Here is a 16,361-nt window from a genome sequence, read left to right as displayed (position 1 = left end):
ACGGTATGCTGTGGCACAAAGCCGTGTCCATTATTGATGAAGTCTGAGGATAAATATGACAAAACCAGTCAGGAAAGCTGTCTTCCCAGTTGGCGGGTTGGGTACTCGTTTTTTACCGGCGACGAAAGCCTTGCCAAAGGAGATGTTGCCTGTTGTGGATAAACCTCTCATCCAATATGCAGTTGAAGAAGCGATTGCGGCTGGTATTGAGCAGTTTATCTTTGTGACAGGGCGTGGAAAAACAGCGCTGGAAGATCATTTTGACCATTCGTACGAATTGGAAGATGCGTTGGTTGAAAAGGGTAAAACAGATATTCATAAAACCGTTTTGGATATTCTTCCCGAACCGGGTAAAGTTTTTTACACACGGCAAATGAAACCAAAGGGTCTTGGTCATGCGGTGTGGTGCGCGAAAGAATTGATCGGGGATGAACCTTTTGCTGTTTTGCTGGCCGATGATTTGGTCTTGGCGCAGAATAAATGCTGCCTTGCCCAGATGATGGATGTTTATAATCAAACCGGTGGAAACGTGGTTGCGATTGAAGAAGTGCCGCGTGAAGAGACTTATAAATACGGTGTGCTGAGTGTGGTGCAGGATGATGGTCGTATTGCACAGGCAAATGGTCTTGTTGAAAAACCAGATCCGCAAGATGCACCATCGAACCTATCCATTATCGGCCGTTATATTTTGCAGCCCGAAGTGTTTGCGGAACTAGACAAACAGGAAACAGGTGCTGGAAATGAAATTCAATTAACCGATGCTATGGCCAAGACAATCCCTGATATTGAATTTAGAGGATTGCGTTTTGAAGGTCGGCGTTATGATTGTGGCTCGAAGTTGGGTTTTATCGAAGCCAACCTAGCCTTTGCCTTGGCTCGTGACGATCTGCGCGATGGTGTGCAGCATATTCTGAGCGAACTCACACAATAGATTTAACCTAGTAGGAAACCCTATGCGTATTGCAATGATCGGTACCGGATATGTCGGCCTTGTCTCTGGTGCATGTTTTTCAGAATTTGGAACCAACGTTACCTGCGTCGATAAAGACGAAACAAAGATTGCTAAACTGCATGAAAATATTATGCCGATTTTTGAGCCGGGGCTTGATAAGTTGGTGGAAAATAATGTCAGTGGTGGTCGTTTGGCATTCACAACGGATTTAACCGAAGCTGTAAAGGCGGCGGATGCTGTTTTTATCGCTGTTGGAACACCGACACGCCGTGGTGACGGTCATGCTGATTTGTCGTATGTTTATGCTGCTGCAAAAGAAATTGCAGAAGCGATGGATGGTTATACGGTTATTGTCAATAAGTCCACCGTTCCGGTTGGAACCGGGGATGAGGTTGAAAGAATTATCCGTGAAACACGCCCTGATGCCGAATTTGATGTGGTCTCAAACCCCGAATTTTTGCGGGAAGGTTCGGCAATTGAAGATTTTATGCGCCCGGACCGTGTGGTGATTGGTACGGAAAGCGAGCGGGCACAGGAAGTTATGCGCCAGCTTTATCGTCCGTTGCATCTGATTGAAACACCGATATTATTTACGCAACGCCGCACATCAGAACTGATTAAATACGCAGCCAATACATTTTTGGCGGCAAAAATTACCTTTATTAATGAAATTGCGGATTTGTGTGAAAAGGTTGGTGCAGACGTTCAGGCCGTCTCTAAAGGCATTGGCCTGGATGGTCGGATTGGTAAAAAATTCCTGCATGCCGGTCCCGGTTATGGTGGATCTTGTTTCCCAAAAGATACGTTGGCTTTGGTACGTACAGCCCAGCAGTTTGACAGCCCTTTGAAAATCATTGAGACGGTTGTTGAAGTGAATGCCGAGCGTAAAAAGAAAATGGCGCAGAAGGTGATTGAAGCCTGTGGCGGTTCGGTTGACGGGAAACGGGTTGCTATTTTAGGTGTCGCCTTTAAACCCAATACGGATGATATGCGCGATTCACCAAGCCTAGATATCATTCCGGCATTGCAGTCTGCAGGGGCACAAATCGTTGCTTTTGATCCTGAAGCGATGACAGAAGCCAAAGAATTGTTACCGAATGTGGAATGGAAAGAAAATTCCTACGCTACAATGGATGGTGCAGATGCATTGGTCATTATTACGGAATGGAATGAATTTCGTTTGCTGGATTTAAAACGGGTCAAAAGCCTGTTGAAAGCCCCGGTGATGATTGATTTACGCAATATCTATAATCGTCAGGAAATGAAAGACGCTGGTTTTGAGTATAGCTGTATTGGGCGACCCAAACTGGATGTTTAAATGTATCCATAAAATCCCCGCTTCTGGCGGGGATTTTTGTACATAGATTATAAAGGAAAGAGATATGACCGTTTCCCTTGATCCCAATATTTTGCGTGAATACGACATTCGCGGCATTGTTGATGATACATTTACCGAAGAAGCTGTTGAACAATTGGGGCGTGCCTTTGGAACGCGTGTTGTGCGTGCTGGTGGCAAATCTGTTGCTGTCGGATATGATGGGCGGCTGAGTTCACCTGCATTGGCTGCTGCTGCGGTGAAAGGTTTGATCGCCTGCGGGCTTCAGGTGTTTGAAGTGGGACGTGGTCCGACCCCGATGCTTTATTATGCGACCTATGCGTTGAACAGCGATGCGGGTCTTATGATTACTGGATCACATAATCCGCCCGATTATAACGGCATGAAATTGATGTTGTCCGGCTTGTCTTTCTTCGGTGCAGATATCCAAGACCTTGGACGTCTTATTCAAGCCCAAGATTTTGAAAGCGGGACAGGGGAAAGTACGCAACATCCATTATTGAATGCATATGTGGAACGTGTTTTATCCGATTTTAAACCCGGGCGAGATTTGAAAATTGCATGGGATGCCGGAAATGGTGTGGCAGGTGAAGCCATGCGCATGATCTGTGACAAGCTCCCCGGTCAACATTTCTTATTGTTTGAGGATATTGACGGGACATTCCCGAACCATCACCCCGATCCAACCGTTGAAAAAAACCTCGTGGATTTAAAAGAGTGTGTCGCGAAACAAGGTTGTGACCTTGGGATCGCTTTTGATGGTGATGGTGATCGCATCGGTGTGGTTGACAGTCAAGGCCGTGTGCTTTGGGGGGATCAGCTTATGGTCATTTGGGCAAAAGAAATTTTGTCCCGTAAACCCGGTTCAACCGTCATTGCAGATGTCAAAGCGTCTCAGGTCTTATTTGATGAGATTGCCCGCATGGGTGGTCAGCCGATGATGTGGAAAACCGGGCACTCTCTAATTAAATCCAAGATGAAAGAGCTTGAGTCTCCCTTCGCCGGTGAGATGAGCGGCCATATTTTCTTTAAAGATGGTTATTATGGTTTTGACGATGCGCTTTATGCGGCAATCCGATTGATATCTATTCTGACACAAACGGATGAAACCCTGGATAGTATGCTGGACGGTATGCCGAAAATGATCAATACACCGGAAATACGTTTTGACTGCCCTGAAGATCGCAAATTTGCCGTGGCAGAAGAAGTTAAGGTACGTTTAGCTGGGGACACGACCCTTAAGGTGATTGATGTGGATGGGGTGCGTGTTGTCACTAAAGACGGTTGGTGGCTATTACGAGCTTCTAACACTCAACCGGTTCTTGTTGCGCGTTGTGAAGCAAAAGACGAGGCGGGATTGGAGCGTTTGAAAGGAAACCTCGTGGAACAACTGGAAGCCAGCCAAATCGCGGCACCGGATTTTTAGGTTTTTCTCTGGAATTAAATAAAAAAAACGCCCTATTTTTTGAGGGCGTTTTTTATTGTCTATGTTTTTTATTTGTTTAGAGCAACTTGTGTGGATTTAGATCGAAACACCATACAAGGCTGACGCATTTTTTTGAGTGCACGACAGGCACGATATGCTTCGCGTTTTTCAACGCCAACAACACGGGCTCGATAAACTGATTTTCGCCCGTTTTTCAATGGGACGACCATAGTTTGTGCACCGCTTAAATAGCTTGGGGCGCGCTTTACGGCTGCTATGGCCTGACGCTCAGCCTTGGAATATGTACCAAAAGCCCCAACCTGAACGCCCCAGTCTGTTGAGCGACGGCTAGCTGCGACCTCCTGAACACGTTGTTGTTCTTTAGCTTTTGTTTCTTTCTGGTAGGCAGCCATCATTTGTGGGTCAACCTTTGTGAAGGATTGGTCAAGAATACGCGCCATGACATTGTTGCGTTGTGTGGCTGTTTTACCGCCAAAGACAACCCCGATCAGACGATGCCCCCCCCGATTAACGGAGGATACAAGGTTAAAGCCAGAGGCACGGATATAGCCGGTTTTAATGCCGTCCATACCGTCGTATTTTCCCATCAGCTTGTTATGATTACCATAGGTGCGGCCCTTGTATGTCCAACGTTCCGTTTTGAAGTAGCTGTAATATTGCGGGAAACGTTTCCACAATGTATTGCCGAGTTTTGCCATATCGCGCGCTGTACTGAGTTGGCGACGATGAGGCAGGCCGGAGGCATTGCGAAATGTTGTCCGCGTCATGCCGATCTCTTTGGCCTTTTTGGTCATTTCTTTGGCAAATTCCCATTCCGTACCGCCTAAATGTTCAGCAACAACCGTGGCGACATCATTGGCGGATTTGGTCACAAGTGCATAAATCGCATCTTCGACCCGGATATGACTTCCGCGTTTTAAGCCCAAGCGAGAAGGGGGTTGCCATGTCGCGCGACGTGAAACACGCATTTTTGTATCAAGGGTGACCTTTTTACTTTCCAGGGCTTCAAACAGCATGAAAAGGGTCATCATTTTTGTTAGAGAGGCGGGGTAATTACGCGTATCCGCGTTGGTGTCATGTAGAACTTTCCCTGTCTCTGCATCCATGACAAAAGAGGCATATTTTGCCTGAGCAGGCATGCTGAGAACACTCATGCAGGCAATAAATGCCACCAGTCCCCATTTAACCGCTGTTTGTTTTGTTGTTTGAAATGTTCGATAGTGTGCTCTAGCGCTCATTTTTTCGCAACCTGTCCCGTCCGATGTGCCCAATAAATTTCATCATGTGAAATGCTTCATGGTCAGTGTGCCTGCAGTTTGATAAGAAAGAGTTAAACAAAATGAAGGATTCTTAAAGAAATGTCTATTCTTCGCGTCTTTTTTGCATTGATGCTGATCATTGTCGTTACCTCCTGTACGTATCAAGGGGGATTGGAAAACCCGGTCACAAGAAAGTTCACCTGGTTTAGCTATGTGAATGGAGATGACATACGCAAAGTTTGTGCCGATTTAGGTGCGGATCGTTACCGATTTGTCTATAACGGAATTTATCAACGCCAAACGCGCACGTATGATGTTTTCTTTCATGCAGGTAAAATAAAGACTTTAGTCACAGGTGAAGCCAATTTGCGGCAAACGTCCGTTCAAGATCTTTTAGGGCCTTGGCGGGGTGTTTCTTCGGAAATATCAGTAACCGATAAGGTGTTGAAAGATATTAAAAACTCCCTTATTTCGAGTGCTGCACTGCAACCTTCACCGAGAGGTTTGCGCCTCTATTCCGATAAATTTTATTGGACAGTGGCCGCGTGTGTTGATGGGGTGTTTTACTTTAACGCGTACTTGTGGCCTTCAAAAAGATGGGACGCGATGACCTTTGATGATTTACTTCTAGCCCTTGATACATCTGGCGTTAAGGTGAAGGAGCCTAAGCGATTGTCACCATTGGATATTTGGGGGAGCATGAGTGACGTAAACCCGTTTTTGTTGCAAGTTGGAAGGAATGGGTTGATTGGATTTGAAGGTGGGTAAGACAATTTAAAATTTTGTTGCGGTGCAAAAAAATAGTTGACCAAGCTCAATTTTATGATATCTTGTGTTAAATGCTGCGGTGCAAGATTTAAGCAGTGCAGATGTTAACAAAATTCCAAGTTTTCGCTGATGAGGTTGAAGATGACTAGCACTGACAAGAAAGCTCCGACTCCTGCCACAAAGTCCACAGCAACAGCGCGTAGAGCGCCAGCCAGAAAAGCCGCAGCTGCAAAAAAAGCAAATGCACCTGTGAAGGCTGAAGCTGTCGTAGAAACAACTCCGAAAGCAGCAGTAGCTGTGGAAGCGAAAACCGAAGTAAAAACGCAAACGGTTACAGCTGTGCCTGCAAAGGCAACCAGTACTGTTAAGGAAACTTCCGCAACAGAGGAAAAACCTGTTTTGGAAGCTAAACTTGAACTTCTCTCTACCCAAATTCAGGAAGGTTACAACGAAATGTTCGAATTTTCTAAAGAGCAAATGGAAAAATTCTTTAAAGTTGAAGGTGTCGACACATTCAAAGCTGTGGAAGATGCAATGGCTTTCTCTAAAAGCAATGTTGACGCATTCGTCAAATCTTCCTCAATCGCTGCTAAAGGCGTTCAGGATGTAGCTTCTTTGTTTGCTGAAATGGCTCGCACGTCTATTGAAGAAAACATGGCAGCTTCTAAAAAAGTATTTGAATGTAAAACACCGCAGGAAGTTGCTGAACTTCAAGCTGAGTTGTTGAAATCCGGTTACGATAAAATGATGGCAAATGCGACACGCATTTCTGAAGCCTCTACAAAAATTGCTGAAGAAGCTTCAAAACCGCTGCAAGAGCGTGTTGAAGCTAGCGTTGAAAAACTTAACGTGACAACAGCTGCTTAAAACATTTTTGTTTTAAAAGCTTAGCTTTAAAAACACCCGGTTTTCATAATCGGGTGTTTTTTTATGCGCAATTTTCACCTAGGGGGGTTTCATCACGCATAAAACGGACTAATATTAAAGGAACCGGATACGGACCGGAACAATGGATTGTATAAACGATTGATAAATGAAAATGAGTAACGAAGATCATAGAGACAATGACGACGACGGTGATGTGGGTATTGCTGTAAAAACGCGATCAAAGACCAAACGCCCATCAATGTATAAGGTGTTGTTGTTGAATGACGATTACACGCCGATGGAATTTGTTGTCCATATTCTGGAACGTTTCTTTGGTAAAAATCAGGAAGAGGCAACACAGATCATGTTGCATGTTCATACCAAAGGGGTGGGCCTGTGCGGCGTGTTTACCTATGAAGTTGCTGAAACGAAGGCAGCACGGGTGATGGATCTGGCGCGACAACATCAACATCCATTGCAGTGTTCGATCGAAAAGGACGAATAACGTAACGGCAAAGAAGGGATATAAAAATGCTATCGAGAAATTTGGAACAAACCCTTCATCGCGCTTTGGCCCTCGCGACGGAACATCGACATGAAATGGCCACACTGGAACATTTGCTCTTGTCCTTGATTGAGGATCCGGATGCGGTTGCCGTGATGCGTGCGTGTGATGTATCAATTGATCAACTGCGCGAAGACTTGGTCGTTTTTCTAGATGAAGAACTGGGCGATTTACGCCATGACAGCCCAATTGAGCCGTCCCCGACAAGTGGTTTTCAGCGCGTTGTGCAGCGTGCGGCCATTCATGTTCAATCTTCGGGGCGCGAAGAGGTCACAGGCGCGAATGTTTTGGTCGCCCTGTTTTCCGAACGAGAATCACATGCCGTTTATTTCCTGCAAATTCAGGATATGAGCCGCCTTGATGCGGTCAATTATATCTCTCATGGGATTGCTAAAGTACCTGGCCTTTCTGAAGATCGCCCTGTTCATGGGGCGGACAGCGACGGGGAACAGGGTGAAGAAGGTGAAGAAGGCCGCGCCAAGGCATTGGATACCTATTGCGTCAACCTGAATGAAAAGGCAAAAGAAGGAAAAATTGATCCGTTAATCGGTCGTCAGGCCGAATTGGACCGCACAATTCAGGTTTTGTGCCGTCGTAGCAAAAACAATCCCCTGTATGTCGGTGATCCCGGTGTGGGAAAAACAGCAATTGCCGAAGGCTTGGCCTTGCGTATCGTTGAGAAACAGGTGCCGGAAGTTCTGGATGAAGCGATTATTTATGCCCTCGATATGGGCGCGCTTTTAGCTGGAACCCGCTATCGGGGAGATTTTGAAGAACGCTTGAAAGCCGTTGTCAAAGAATTGGAAGCCCGCCCTCATGCAGTGTTGTTTATTGATGAAATTCACACGGTGATTGGGGCTGGTGCAACCAGTGGCGGGGCAATGGATGCGTCGAACCTGCTGAAACCTTCTTTGGCGAGTGGGTCGTTGCGTTGTATCGGTTCAACGACCTATAAGGAATATCGAGGCCATTTTGAAAAAGATCGTGCCCTTGTACGCCGTTTCCAAAAAATTGATGTTGCGGAACCATCCATTGAAGATACCATCAAGATTTTGCGCGGTCTGAAACCCTATTACGAAGCGCACCATAAGGTACGTTATACCAATGATGCGCTGAGTGCGGCGGTTGAACTCTCGGCCCGTTATATCGGGGATCGTAAGCTGCCGGATAAGGCGATTGACGTGATTGATGAGGTCGGGGCATCGCGCATGTTGCTGCCGGAAAGTAAACGCCGCAAAACGGTAACGGTGAAAGATGTGGAAGATACGGTTGCAAAAATAGCCCGGATCCCACCGAAATCCGTTTCGACAGATGATAAAGAAACGCTGAAAAGTCTGGATAACGACCTCAAGCGGATGGTGTTCGGGCAAGATTTGGCCATCGATAAGTTATCGACGGCGATTAAACTGTCACGGGCCGGGTTGCGTGAACCGGATAAACCGATCGGTAGCTATCTGTTTTCTGGTCCCACCGGGGTCGGTAAAACCGAAGTGGCCCGCCAATTATCCCGCACCTTAGGGGTGGAGCTGTTACGCTTCGATATGTCTGAATATATGGAACGTCACAGTGTGTCCCGATTGATCGGTGCACCACCGGGTTATGTTGGATTTGACCAAGGCGGGTTATTAACCGATGGAGTAGACCAACATCCGCATTGCGTTGTCTTGTTGGATGAAATTGAAAAAGCACACCCCGACCTGTTTAATATTTTGTTGCAGGTGATGGATCATGGCAAGTTGACGGATAACAATGGCAAGACCATTGATTTTCGCAATGTCATTCTGATTATGACTACCAATGCCGGGGCAGCCGATTTGGCGAAAAATGCCATTGGCTTTGGTCGAGAAAGCCGCGAAGGTGAAGATCTGGAAGCGATTGAAAAACTGTTTACACCGGAATTTCGCAACCGTTTGGACGCGATTGTCCCGTTTGCCAATCTGTCTGAAGATGTGGTTGGTAAAGTCGTTGATAAGTTTATCATGGAACTGGAAGGCCAGCTTGCTGATCGCGGCGTTGAATTTCAACTGACACCGGCAGCACGCAAATGGTTGGGTAAAAAAGGTTATGACAAACATTACGGTGCCCGTCCATTAAGCCGTGTTATTCAGGAACATATCAAAAAGCCATTAGCCGAAGAATTGCTGTTTGGCAAACTCGTGACGGGTGGATTGGTTAAGGTCAAGATCGAGAATAACAAAGTTGTTTTTGAATTTCCGCAAGAAGAATTAGCCGCCAAACCGAAACGCAACACGGACAAAAAAGCAAGCAAGGTGCCAGCAACGGTGAAATAAATGTTTGCTATCCAAACAATGTTGTGCCTAGATTAAGAAAATTGGTCATTCTTCCCCATGATGGGAGGAATGACCTTATCTTGATTAGAAGAGGCACCTATGTTCGACAATTGTTTGGAAAATATTCTGGTTCTGGATCTCTCCCAATATATTCCAGGTCCTTTTGCGACGATGACGTTGCGTGATCTGGGTGCCGATGTCATTAAGGTGGAACCGCCTGTTGGCGATCCGATGCGTTTTGCCTTTATGGAAGGTGATGACGGAATTTCTCCCCTTTACAAACAATTGAATGCGGGGAAATCCGTTGTTAAAATTGATTTAAAATCGACAGAGGGCAAGGCCGATTTTACTAAGTTGGTGGAAAAGGCCGATGTCCTTTTGGAATCCTTTCGACCCGGTGTGATGGGGCGCTTGGGGTTTGACCATGACACCTTGAAAAAAATGAACCCGAAACTGGTGCATTGTGCGTTGTCCGGTTATGGACAAAACGGACCTTATGCGCAAGTTGCAGGCCATGATATGACATACGTTGCCTTAACAGGGGCCTTGTCACAGACCGGGCACAAAGACTGCGGGCCTGTGCCGATTTTCCCGCCACTGGCGGATCATAGCGGGGCAATGCAGGCTGTGAGTTCTATTCTGGCAGCCTTGTTTAGACGTGAACGTACAGGGCAGGGGGCTTTTATTGACGTAAGCCTGTTTGAGGCCGCCTTAAGCTGGAATTATCTGAGTTTGACACCTGCGGCCCAAGGCAAGGTCGATGCCTGTGGGCAAGGGGAACTGACCGGTGGTGCTGCAGCCTGGTATGGGATTTATGAAACAAAAGACAATCGCCATTTTGCCTTTGCACCGATTGAACCCAAATTCTGGCAAAATTTCTGTAAGGCAGTCGGACGGGAAGATTTGATTGCTCGCCAAAATGAACCGCAGCCCCAAGATGATTTGATTGCCACTTTACGTGATTTGTTTAAGGCGCGTACCTTGGATGAATGGGCGGCTCTGTTATTACCAGCTGACTGTTGTATGGAACCGATCCATACACCGGATGCGGTTTTGGCTCATCCGCATGTTCAGGCCCGCCAAATTGCGTTTGGGGATGAAATACGCTATCCGGCGTGGGTTGATAATCAACCGCCCAAAGCGCGTCCGGCCATGAAAGAAGTCACGATTGAAGACCTTCTTCAGGCCCTTTAAATCTTACGATTGCGGGTTACTTTTATAAGGTGAAAGTTTCATCAATTCTTGCATTTCCATGCGATTGACTCTTTTGTCGTGGGTTAGAAAATCATCAACCGCGTTGCGAAATGAAGGGTTTGCAATCCAATGTGCGCTGTAGGTTTCAACGGGTAGATATCCGCGTTGAATTTTATGTTGGCCTTGGGCACCGGCTTCTACGCGCTTTAACTGATTGGCAATGGCATAATCAATCGCCTGATAGTAGCAGGCTTCGAAATGTAAAAAACGATAATCTTCCTGACAGCCCCAATAACGCCCAAACAAGGTGTCTTTGCCTTTTAAATTTAAGGCACCGGCAACAATATGTTGATCTTGCAGAGCAAGTACCAAAATGGTTTGATCGCCAAGGCGTTGGCCTAAAAGGGAAAAGAAATCCCGATTGAGATAAGGGTGCCCCCATTTACGTCCCGATGTGTCGAGATAAAAATCGTAAAATGCGTCCCAGTGATGTTCCTGAATTTCAGATCCGCTGAGTGTTGTTAGTTTGATGCCATTTTCAAAAACGGATTTTCGTTCCTTGCGGATTGATTTTCGTTTTCGCGATGACAGGGTATTTAGAAAATCATCAAAGTTTTTATGATGATGGTTTGTCCAATGATATTGATGCCCAATTCGGCCTGACATTCCCAAATCCTGCATCATCTCCCATTCATCTTTTTCGGCAAAATTGATGTGAAGGGAGGAGACACCGATTTTTTCAGCATGGCCAAGCAGATGGGTTAGAAGTTGTTTCTTATTTTCCGTGCTGCAATCAGGATGTGTTAACAGGCGTTGACCACTTACCGGTGTGAAAGGAATGGCACAAAGAAGCTTGGGATAATAGCGCCCGCCAGCGCGTTCATAAGCTTCGGCCCATGACCAGTCGAACACATATTCGCCGTAAGAATGGCTTTTTAAATAAAGAGGAGTGCAGGCGTTAATGCGCCCGTTATCATCAGTTAAAACAAGATGTTGTGGCAACCATCCGTTATCGGGGTGGACACAATGACTATCTTCTAATGCGGACAAAAATGCATGTGTGGCGAAGGGGTTATCCTCGCCCACACATGCATCCCACATCTGTGGGTCAATTTGATTTATGCGTTCAAATTGCGTGATGTTAGGCAAATTCGAAGATACCATCAATTTCAACAGAAACACCAAGGGGCAGGGCAGCCACACCCACGGCCGCGCGGGCATGTTGTCCGACAGGTTCGCCAAATACTTCGACCATCAGGTCAGAGGCCCCGTTGATAATTTTAGGCTGGTCTGTAAATTCTGGCATACTGGCGACAAAACCACCCAGCTTGACAACCCGTGTAATCCGATCAAGGTCGCCACCGACGGCTTCTTTAATTTGAGAAATCAGATGAAGGCCGCATAAACGGGATGCTGCCATACCATCCTCCACGCTTAAATTCTCACCATAGCGACCGATATATTTCAATTCACCATCCAACATGGTGATTTGGCCGGAAACGAAAATAAGGTTGCCGGTTATGACATAGGGCACATAGTTAGCAACCGCTTTATTGGCTTTGGGTAAGGTGATCCCTAACTCTTGCAGGCGTGTTTCGATTTTACCAGCCATTTTCAGTCCTTTTATTTGGAATATCAATAATTTGAATTTAGGTGAAGAGGGGGAAAGAACAAGTGAATTTTATAAAAATAAAGGGGAAAGTTACCAAAATGGTACGCTTTCCCCTTTATTCAGTCTTCGCTTCGTCTTATTTGGTAGAGCTTAGGAACAACCAGATGTTGAACCGCAAGTCACGCATTTCAGGCAGGTGCCGTTACGCACCAAGGTGAAGTTGCCACATTCAGGGCATGCATCGCCTTCATAACCTTTCATACGGGCTTCGCGGATTTGTTCCAGCTTTTGGTCGGTTTCTTCAAAAATATCAGGTTCGCCGTCGATAGTTGCTGCGGCTGCCAGATCGGCTGTACCGCTTGCAGCAGAACCGCTGACGGAACCACCACTGGGGGATCCATCAGAACCTTCGCCCGGCGTCCCCTTAAAAACCAGGAAGCGACCACGCATGTAACCTTGGGAGGCAACACGTTCAATCATCTGGTTTGCCTTATCCTTATCTTCCTGCGGAAGTTCGGATTGGGCTTCACCCCCACCAACGGTATCATGATGCAAATCGTCCGGTTTAATGTGGGCAAGGTCGGAACGATCCATATAAGATACCGCAAGCTCGCGGAAGATGTAGTCAAGGACGGAAGATGCCATTTTGATGGTGTCGTTACCTTCCACCATACCGCTTGGCTCAAAGCGTGTGAATGTGAAGGCTTCTACAAACTCATCCAGCGGAACGCCATATTGCAGGCCCAAGGAAATGGCAATGGCGAAGTTGTTCATCAAAGAGCGGAAGGCAGCGCCTTCTTTGTGCATATCGATGAAAAGTTCACCCAATTGGCCGTCTTCATATTCCCCTGTACGCAGGTAAACTTTGTGACCGCCGACAGAAGCCTTTTGTGTATAGCCTTTACGGCGGTTCGGCAGTTTGCGACGTTGGGCAACAACGCGTTCTACGATGCGTTCAGCCACTAGTTCTGCGCGTTTTGCAGCCGGTTGATCTGCAACGGCTTCTGCGAATGTTTCATCCGCATCTTCATCTTCCAGAATTTGTGCCTGTAGCGGTTGGGACAGTTTGGAACCATCACGATAGAGCGCATTGGCTTTCAAACCCAGACGCCATGACAGCAAGTAGGCTTCTTTACAATCCTTAACCGTGGCGTTATGGGCCATATTGATGGTTTTGGAAATGGCACCGGAAATAAAGGACTGGGAAGCCGCCATCATGCGAATGTGGCTTTCAACAGACAAGAAACGTGTCCCTTTACGTCCACAGGGTGTGGCGCAATCAAAGACGGGTAGATGTTCGTCTTTCAGGTGAGGCGCACCTTCCAATGTCATGGAACCGCAAACATATGTATTTGCATTGTCAATTTCAGTTTTGTTGAAACCAAGTTCGACCAACATGTCGAAAGAAGGATCGTTTAGCTTGTTGGTACTGATACCCAGTTTATCGACACAGAACTTTTCACCAAGTGACCATTTGTTGAAGGCAAACTTGATATCAAAAGCATCGGCAAGTGCCTTTTCCAATGCTTCTAAAGATTCGTCATCAAAACCTTTTTCCCGCAGTTGTTCGTGGGTCAGGAAGGTGGAACCTTTTAATGTGCCATGACCGACAGCATAACGGATCATGTCGTTGGCTTGTTGTTCCGTATAGCCCAGTTTGATCAGGGATTGCGGAACAATACGGTTGATGATTTTGAAATACCCACCGCCAGCGAGTTTTTTGAACTTTACAAGGGCGAAGTCTGGTTCAATCCCCGTTGTATCGCAATCCATAACCAGACCGATTGTACCTGTCGGTGCAATCACAGAAACCTGTGCGTTACGGAAACCATGTTCGTTGCCAAGTTCCAAAGCGCGATCCCAGGATTTACGGGCGGCTTCCACAAGGCTGCTTTCCGGGCAATTGGAGGCATCCAGTGGAACCGGCAGAACAGCAAGGTTTTCGTAGTCGTCTTTCAGGCCTTGTGCAGCGCGGCGGTGGTTGCGAATAACGCGCAACATATGATCTGCGTTATTGGCGTATCCCGGGAAAGCACCCAAGCTTTGTGCCATTTCTGCAGAAGTTGCATAGGCTTCACCCGTCATCAAGGCGGTGATCGCGCCACATAAAGCGCGGCCTTCTGCACTGTCATAAGGCAGGCCGGAAGCCATCAGCAAGCCGCCAATATTGGCAAAACCAAGCCCAAGTGTCCGGTAATCGTAAGATCGTTGTGCAATTTCCTTAGATGGGAATTGTGCCATCATAACTGCGATTTCCAATGTCACCGTCCAGATGCGAACCGCATGGGAGAAAGAGGCAACATCAAACGTGCCATCTTCTTTGGTGAATTGCAGCAGGTTCAAGGAGGCAAGGTTACAGGCGGTATCATCAAGGAACATATATTCTGAACAAGGGTTGGACGCGTTGATGCGACCATCGCTTGGGCAGGTGTGCCATTCGTTGATGGTGCTGTCAAACTGGATACCCGGATCGGCACAGGCCCATGCAGCGTAACCGATATTTTCCCAAAGTTCTTTGGCTTTGATGCGTTTGGCAACACTGCCGTCTTTACGATTGATCAGTTCCCATTCGCCACCATCGAGTACTTTTTGCAGGAATTCGTTGGAAACACGGACCGTGTTGTTGGAATTTTGGCCTGCAACTGTTGTGTAGGCTTCTGAATCCCAATCCGTATTGTAGGCCGGAAATTCGATATCGGTATAGCCCTGCTTGGCAAATTCAATGACACGCTGAATATAGTTTTCAGGGATCATGGATTTGCGCGCGGCAATGATGGCTTTTTTCAGCGGCTTGTTCTGCTTGGGATCAAATGCATCTTCGCTGTCGCCTGCCGTGCAGCAAGCTTCCATAATGGCACCCATATGTTTTTGGGCGAGTTTGGAACCTGCAACAAGGGCAGCGACTTTTTGTTCTTCTTTGACTTTCCAAGAGATGAATTCTTCAACGTCGGGGTGATCGACATCGACGACAACCATTTTGGCTGCGCGACGGGTGGTGCCACCGGATTTAATTGCACCAGCTGCGCGATCACCGATTTTCAGGAAGCTCATCAAGCCGGAGGATTTACCACCACCGGACAGAGGCTCACCTTCGCCGCGTACGTTGGAGAAGTTGGAACCGGTACCTGAACCATACTTAAAGAGACGGGCTTCACGTACCCAAAGGTCCATAATGCCGCCTTCATTGACCAGATCATCCTGAATGGACTGAATGAAACAGGCGTGAGGCTGGGGATGTTCATAAGAGGATTTGGAGCGTACCAGTTTACCAGTTTTGAAATCGACGTAATGATGACCTTGGGCCGGACCGTCAATACCATAAGCCCAGTGCAGGCCCGTATTAAACCATTGCGGGGAGTTCGGCGCACCCATTTGGGCACAAAGTTGATAACGCATTTCGTCAAAATAGGCACGTGCGTCGGCTTCGCTATCGAAATAGCCGCCTTTCCAGCCCCAATACGTCCAAGTCCCGGCCAAACGGTCAAAAACCTGTTTGGCAGAATGTTCGCCACCAAATTGGTCTTCAGCAGGCATGGATTTCATCGCGTCTTGATCCGGAACACTTGCCCATAACCACTGTGGGACGTCCTTCTCTTTAATTGCTTTTAAAACAGCGGGAATGCCAGCTTTACGGAAATACTTTTGTGCCAGTACATCGCAGGCAACCTGTGACCAGCTTTCCGGGACTTCCAGATCGCTTGCCTGAAAGACGACAGAACCGTCCGGGTTACGGATTTCGCTACTTGCTTTACGAAAGACAAGACCGTCGTAAGGTGATTTATCTTCGTGCGTGAAATGACGTTGAATACGCATTGATGCCCCTGATGCCTCTTACTTTTAAAAGAATGGCTTAAATCGTTAAACAAAATTTTGTGGTTATCCCGTCCCAGAACGTTGTGCACACCTATATTGTGGGTGCCTTCTTCCGTCATGGGCACAAGATGTAGAACATTTTATGAAATGGATTTCAAGGTACTACCAAAGTATAGTTATTCACCGTTTTGAATTCGTAATAATTGAAACGTTAGTAACACTGCCGATTCTGGATACATTTTCCCTGTGGAAAAAAA

Annotated in this window: 12 protein-coding genes; 8 read left to right on the top strand and 4 right to left on the bottom strand. The window is 46.8% G+C overall.

All coding sequences use genetic code 11. The features are described from left to right. Positions 1 to 55 precede the first annotated feature (55 nt). From galU to pgmG, 3 genes are all read left to right on the top strand, one after another. Positions 56 to 931, top strand: coding sequence for a UTP--glucose-1-phosphate uridylyltransferase GalU (gene galU, locus ACI0FF_RS11210; RefSeq protein ID WP_419796936.1), 876 nt, complete (start codon positions 56 to 58; stop codon positions 929 to 931). A gap of 22 nt (positions 932 to 953) precedes the next feature. Beyond that, positions 954 to 2,270, top strand: a complete 1,317-nt coding sequence (locus tag ACI0FF_RS11205) for a UDP-glucose dehydrogenase family protein (RefSeq protein ID WP_419796935.1) — start codon at positions 954 to 956, stop codon at positions 2,268 to 2,270. Positions 2,271 to 2,334: 64 nt separating this feature from the next. After that, positions 2,335 to 3,714 (top strand): phosphoglucomutase/phosphomannomutase PgmG, encoded by a 1,380-nt coding sequence (gene pgmG, locus ACI0FF_RS11200; protein ID WP_419796934.1) that lies wholly within the window; start codon positions 2,335 to 2,337, stop codon positions 3,712 to 3,714. 68 nt (positions 3,715 to 3,782) lie between these two features. Here pgmG and ACI0FF_RS11195 read toward each other — a convergent pair whose 3' ends face one another. Further along, entirely contained in the window at positions 3,783 to 4,973 is a 1,191-nt protein-coding gene (locus ACI0FF_RS11195; protein ID WP_419796933.1) for a serine hydrolase, read from the bottom strand. 120 nt (positions 4,974 to 5,093) lie between these two features. On the opposite strand from ACI0FF_RS11195, the gene ACI0FF_RS11190 reads away from it, so the two are divergent. The 5 genes from ACI0FF_RS11190 to ACI0FF_RS11170 all read left to right on the top strand — a co-directional run bounded on the left by ACI0FF_RS11190 (position 5,094) and on the right by ACI0FF_RS11170 (position 10,679). Next, positions 5,094 to 5,762, top strand: coding sequence for a hypothetical protein (locus ACI0FF_RS11190; RefSeq protein ID WP_419796932.1), 669 nt, complete (start codon positions 5,094 to 5,096; stop codon positions 5,760 to 5,762). A gap of 141 nt (positions 5,763 to 5,903) precedes the next feature. Beyond that, positions 5,904 to 6,629 carry a phasin family protein gene (locus ACI0FF_RS11185; RefSeq protein WP_419796931.1) on the top strand — a complete coding sequence of 242 codons (726 nt, stop codon included), beginning with the start codon at positions 5,904 to 5,906 and terminating at the stop codon, positions 6,627 to 6,629. Between the two features lie 172 nt (positions 6,630 to 6,801). Next, on the top strand, positions 6,802 to 7,134 hold the full coding sequence (gene clpS, locus ACI0FF_RS11180; RefSeq protein WP_419799703.1) for an ATP-dependent Clp protease adapter ClpS: 333 nt from the start codon (positions 6,802 to 6,804) through the stop codon (positions 7,132 to 7,134). Positions 7,135 to 7,160: 26 nt separating this feature from the next. Further along, positions 7,161 to 9,485, top strand: coding sequence for an ATP-dependent Clp protease ATP-binding subunit ClpA (gene clpA / locus ACI0FF_RS11175; RefSeq protein ID WP_419796930.1), 2,325 nt, complete (start codon positions 7,161 to 7,163; stop codon positions 9,483 to 9,485). A 99-nt stretch (positions 9,486 to 9,584) separates the two neighbouring features. Beyond that, complete coding sequence (locus ACI0FF_RS11170; protein ID WP_419796929.1) at positions 9,585 to 10,679, top strand: CaiB/BaiF CoA transferase family protein; 1,095 nt, start codon at positions 9,585 to 9,587, stop codon at positions 10,677 to 10,679. A 3-nt stretch (positions 10,680 to 10,682) separates the two neighbouring features. Here the strand turns inward: ACI0FF_RS11170 and ACI0FF_RS11165 are convergent, their stop codons facing one another. The 3 genes from ACI0FF_RS11165 to ACI0FF_RS11155 form a co-directional block, all read right to left on the bottom strand. Further along, complete coding sequence (locus ACI0FF_RS11165; protein WP_419796928.1) at positions 10,683 to 11,765, bottom strand: GNAT family N-acetyltransferase; 1,083 nt, start codon at positions 11,763 to 11,765, stop codon at positions 10,683 to 10,685. Positions 11,766 to 11,820: 55 nt separating this feature from the next. Beyond that, on the bottom strand, positions 11,821 to 12,291 hold the full coding sequence (locus tag ACI0FF_RS11160; protein WP_419796927.1) for a RidA family protein: 471 nt from the start codon (positions 12,289 to 12,291) through the stop codon (positions 11,821 to 11,823). 150 nt (positions 12,292 to 12,441) lie between these two features. Then, complete coding sequence (locus tag ACI0FF_RS11155) at positions 12,442 to 16,104, bottom strand: vitamin B12-dependent ribonucleotide reductase (RefSeq protein WP_419796926.1); 3,663 nt, start codon at positions 16,102 to 16,104, stop codon at positions 12,442 to 12,444. Positions 16,105 to 16,361: the final 257 nt, after the last annotated feature.

It is taken from the genome of Terasakiella sp. 4MB5A (assembly GCF_050058155.1).
GTDB lineage: Bacteria > Pseudomonadota > Alphaproteobacteria > Rhodospirillales > Terasakiellaceae > Terasakiella > Terasakiella halodenitrificans.
This window is presented reverse-complemented; position numbering and strand designations above follow the sequence as displayed.